The sequence below is a fragment of the Rhodococcus sp. (in: high G+C Gram-positive bacteria) genome (genome assembly GCF_049286785.1).
Taxonomy (GTDB): Bacteria; Actinomycetota; Actinomycetes; order Mycobacteriales; family Mycobacteriaceae; genus Rhodococcus_F.
This window is the reverse complement of sequence record NZ_JBAQEO010000609.1, coordinates 1-4,773: the sequence shown is the minus strand read 5'-3', so window position 1 is coordinate 4,773 and position 4,773 is coordinate 1. Positions and strand designations below refer to the sequence as shown.

5 protein-coding genes are annotated in these 4,773 nt (G+C 66.3%); all 5 read right to left on the bottom strand.

Translation table 11 applies throughout. From position 1 onward, the window contains the following. A partial coding sequence (locus WAW17_RS22205) for a phosphatidylinositol mannoside acyltransferase (RefSeq protein WP_422335073.1) occupies positions 1–661 on the bottom strand: 661 nt, incomplete at its 3' end. A 2-nt stretch (positions 662–663) separates the two neighbouring features. After that, positions 664–1,326: a phosphatidylinositol phosphate synthase gene (gene pgsA / locus WAW17_RS22200; protein WP_422335072.1), complete on the bottom strand. Its 663-nt coding sequence runs from the start codon at positions 1,324–1,326 to the stop codon at positions 664–666. A gap of 79 nt (positions 1,327–1,405) precedes the next feature. Continuing rightward, entirely contained in the window at positions 1,406–2,008 is a 603-nt protein-coding gene (locus WAW17_RS22195; protein ID WP_422335071.1) for an HIT family protein, read from the bottom strand. Positions 2,009–2,013: 5 nt separating this feature from the next. After that, positions 2,014–4,071 (bottom strand): threonine--tRNA ligase, encoded by a 2,058-nt coding sequence (thrS, locus tag WAW17_RS22190; protein WP_422335070.1) that lies wholly within the window; start codon positions 4,069–4,071, stop codon positions 2,014–2,016. An 89-nt stretch (positions 4,072–4,160) separates the two neighbouring features. Next, complete coding sequence (locus tag WAW17_RS22185) at positions 4,161–4,634, bottom strand: TIGR02611 family protein (RefSeq protein WP_422335069.1); 474 nt, start codon at positions 4,632–4,634, stop codon at positions 4,161–4,163. Positions 4,635–4,773: the final 139 nt, after the last annotated feature.

The window sequence follows — 4,773 nt, the reverse complement described above, 5'->3', positions numbered from 1 at the left end:
CCAGCTTGGCCGGACCCGCGGGCATGCGCGTGGGTTCCCCGAAGAAGGTGACGGGGATCCCCTTCTTCGCCAGATCACGCTCGCCCAGCAGGCACACGATCTTGTTGGCCCGAAGCCGCGCCTCGAGTTCGACGAACGGCGGGCTCTCACCTCCGCTGAGCGGGAAGATCTCGAAACCCAGACTCTCCCGGTAATCCACGAATCGCCGGTAGAGCGACTCTGGTTTCAGCCGTTCCGCGACGGTGGACAACCCGCCCCAGTGTTGGGCACACCACACCCCCGCCATGTCCCAGTTACCGGCGTGTGGGAGCGCGACGACGGCCCCTCGTCCTGCCACCATCGCGGCATCGAGATGTTCCTGACCTTCGATGAGGGAGTCGAGATCCGCCCCCACCTGCACCAGATCCATCGACGGCAGCCGGAACGCCTCGCGCCAGTACCGGGCATAGGACCGTACCGATGCCCGCATCAGCGAGTCCGGCACCTCGGCGGGTGGCACGCCCAGCACGCGGGCGAGGTTGCGACGCAGCTGCTCGGGACCACCGCGGCGGACCGCGAAATCGGCGCCCTTGTCGAACAGGGCCACCGCGGCCTTCTCGGGCAGCGCCCGCACCAGCCTCCAGCCCGCGGCGTAGCCCAGATCGCTGAGCCGCTCACTCATGCTCACTGCTCGGGGGCCTGTCCGTCGTCCGGAGCGGTGGGGCTCTGTGCCGGCAGCAGATCTCGCGCACCCACCGAGTTGCGGACGGCCAGGACCCGCTGGAACACCGTGACGACGCTGCCCGCTGCGAGCAACCACATGGCGACGTGGATTGCCCAGGCAACGCCCATCCCGGTGACCCCGGCACCCACCAGCACGATGACCAGCCGATCAGGTCGTTCGATGAGTCCGCCGTCCGCGGTGAGCCCACTGGCCTCCGCACGCGCCTTCGCATACGAAATGACCTGTGAGGTGACCAGGCAGATCAGTGTCGCAGCGAGGAGCGGCTTGCTGTTCTCCGAATACGCCGCCCACCATGCGAGACCGGCGAAGATCGCACCGTCGGCCACCCGATCGCAGGTGGCGTCGAGAACCGCACCGTATCGGGTTCCCCCACCCCGGGCCCGGGCCATCGCACCGTCGAGCATGTCGAACAGCACGAACACGGTGATGAAGACGGCCCCCCAGAACAGGTGCCCGCGAGGGAACAGCGTGACCGCCCCGGCCACCGTGGCGACCGTGCCGATCAGGGTGACCGCGTCGGGCGTCAGGCCGGTCTTGACCAGCGCCCTGCCGAGCGGCGCCGTCACCTTGGACACCGATGCCCGGCCGAAGAAGCTCAGCACCCTGCTACCCCTTTCTTCACTTGCTGCCTCGAATGCACTACCCGGGCGGCTGCGACGCCCGCGCTAATCATCCGTCGCGTCATTCATTCCAGGCCTTCGCCAGCAGACCGCGCGTCTCCCGCAGCAGCTGCGGCATGACCTTGACCCCGGCCAGCACCGTGATGAAGTTCGCATCGCCACCCCACCGTGGGACCACGTGCTGATGCAGGTGTTCGGCGAGCGAGCCGCCGGCCGCCGCACCCAGGTTGAGACCCACGTTGAAGCCGTCCGGACGCGACACCCGCTTGATCACGCGAAGCGCCTGCTGCGTGAACGACATCAATTCGGCACTCTCCTCCTGCGTGAGGTCTTCGAGCGCTGCCACCTTGCGGTAGGGCACCACCATCAGATGGCCCGGGTTGTACGGGTACAGGTTCAACACGGCGTAAACGTGTTCGCCTCGCGCGACGATGAGGCCGTCCTCGTCGTTCATCTTCGGGATGTCACTGAACGGCTCGTTCGGGGCACTCCCCGACTTCGGCGCCTCGGCGATATATGACATGCGATGCGGTGACCAGATCCGCTGGAGGCGATCGGGCTCGCCCGGGCCCTGGTCGACGAGACGCCCCGGCCCCTCGACAGTGCCCGTTTGCCTGCCATCCGGCCCGACGTCCTCGGACGTCACGTCCTCACCTTCGGCCATGTGTGTCACTCTTCCCTGCCTGCGTCCAGCAGGTCCGCGGTGGGCGAGGCGTTCTCGCGGCGGGCGATCCATTCGGTCACGATGCGGACAGCCTCGTCGACGGGCACACCGTTGACCTGGGTGCCGTCCCGGAACCGGAAGCTGACCGCGCCCGCTTCCACGTCGCGGGCGCCGGCCAGCAGCATGAACGGCACCTTGTGGGCGGTGTTGTTGAAGATCTTCTTCTGCATCCGGTCGTCGCTCGCATCGACCTCGGCCCGGATTCCGGCCGCCTTCAGCTTCTTCACCACATCGAAGAGGTGATCCTCGAAAGCCTCGGCCACCGGGATACCGACCACCTGGACCGGTGCGAGCCATGCCGGGAACGCCCCGGCGTAGTGCTCGGTCAGAACTCCGAAGAACCGCTCGATCGAGCCGAACAGCGCGCGGTGAATCATCACCGGACGCTGCTTGGTTCCGTCGGTGGCGGTGTATTCCAGGTCGAAGCGCTCGGGCAGGTTGAAATCGAGCTGGATGGTGGACATCTGCCAGGTTCGTCCCAGTGCATCCTGCACCTGAACGGAGATCTTGGGACCGTAGAACGCGGCCCCGCCCGGATCGGGGACCAGATTCAGTCCCGACGCCTCGCCGACCTCGGCGAGCGTCCGGGTGGCTTCTTCCCACGCCGCGTCGTCACCGACGAACTTGTCCGGGTTCTTGGTGGACAGTTCGAGATAGAAATCGTCGAGACCGTAGTCCCCGAGCAGCTTCAGCACGAACCCGAGAGTGCTGGTCAGCTCGTCGCGCATCTGCTCGCGGGTGCAGTAGATGTGCGCGTCGTCCTGGGTCATACCGCGCACCCGGGTGAGTCCGTGGACGACACCGGACTTCTCGTACCGGTACACCGAGCCGAACTCGAAGAGTCGCAGCGGCAGCTCCCGGTACGACCGCCCGCGCGCACGGAAGATCAGGTTGTGCATCGGGCAGTTCATCGGCTTGAGGTAGTAGTCCTGGCCGGGCTTGCGCACCGTGCCGTCCTCGTTCAACTCCTCGTCGATGTGCATCGCCGGGTACATGCCCTCCCGATACCAGTCGAGGTGACCCGACACCTCATAGAGGTGTCCCTTGGTGATGTGTGGGGTATTGACGAAGTCGTAGCCGGCCTCGATGTGACGCCGACGGGAGTAGTTTTCCATCTCGGTGCGGATGATGCCGCCCTTGGGATGGAACACGGGCAGGCCCGAACCGAGCTCGTCGGGGAAGCTGAACAGGTCGAGCTCCAGGCCCAGCTTGCGGTGATCACGGCGCTCCGCCTCGGCGAGCAGTTCGAGATGCTTCTCCTGCGCCTCGGTCGATTCCCATGCGGTGCCGTAGATGCGCTGGAGATCGGCGTTGTCCTGGTTGCCACGCCAGTAGGCCGCCGAACTGCGGGTGAGTTTGAACGCCGGAATGTGCTTGGTGGTGGGAATGTGCGGACCCCGGCACAGGTCTGCCCAGATCCTCTCCCCCGTCCTGGGATCCAGATTGTCGTAGATGGTGAGCTCGTTGCCGCCCACCTCCATGATTTCCGGGTCGTCGATGCCCGACTTGTCGTCGATCAGCTCGAGTTTGAAGGGCTCGTTCGCGAGTTCCTCGCGCGCCGCCTCGAGCGAGTCGACGACACGACGCGAGAACCGCTGCGACCCCTTGATGATCTTCTTCATCCGCTTCTCGAGGTTGGCGAGATCGTCGGGAGTGAACGGACGGTCGACGGCGAAGTCGTAGTAGAAGCCGTCCTTGATCGGCGGGCCGATTCCGAGTTTAGCCTCGGGAAACTCCTGTTGGACGGCTTGTGCCAGAACATGAGCGGCGGAATGCCGGATGACGCTGCGTCCGTCGTCGGTGTCGGCTGCCACCGGTTCCACGTCGACGTCGGTGTCGGGTACCCACGACAGGTCCTTCAACTGGCCGTCGGCGGCACGAACGACGACGACGACGTCGGGGCCCTTGCTCGGGTAGCCGGCCTCCCTCACCGCGGTTCCGGCCGTAGTTCCGGCGGGCACCCGGACGAGGGCGGCTGGAACGGCAGGTGCGGGCGTGGTCACGGCGATGTTCTCCTAGTGTGTGGTGCAGACATGGTGAATGCGCCTGCCCATGCTATCGGCCCCGAGGCCTCGGCCGATCATGCGTCCGGTTAGAGCGGACTCTCCAGCCACGAGTAGTCGAGTCCGACCCACGTGCCGACAAGACCGAAGGTCCCGAGAACCCAGAGCGTCGTGACCACGACAACACACGTCATCAGTGCGCCGGCACCCCGCACCACCAGTGACTGCCTCGAAAACCAGGCCAAGAACCGGTCGTAGCGTGCTCGCGCGTAGTGCAGCAGACGGTGGGCCCAGGTGAATTCGGATGCGAGGATTCCGAGCCCGGCGAACACGATCAGCCAGCCGGGACCGGGATAGGGAATGGCGACGAGACCGGCGACCAGTACGACCGATCCGAAACCGCCGACCGCCACGCGGTAGGCGTGGTCGAGGCTGGGCCGCGCGGCGATATGCGCGCGCCACCGCTGCCATCGACTCTCGGCCTCCTGGAACAGGGACAGGTCGCCGTCGTCGACGCCTGCCCCGTCAGAGGCGGCCCCTGGCCGAACTTCTCCGGTGCTCACGTCTACCTAGCCTCTCGAGTCGTCGCCGGTCCCATCGCCCTGAGGCGAGTCGTCGCCGGTCCCGTCGCCCTGAGGCGCGGCCGACCGTGACCGTTGGCGCAACCGACTGTGACCCTCACCAGCGTACCGAGTCCTACCG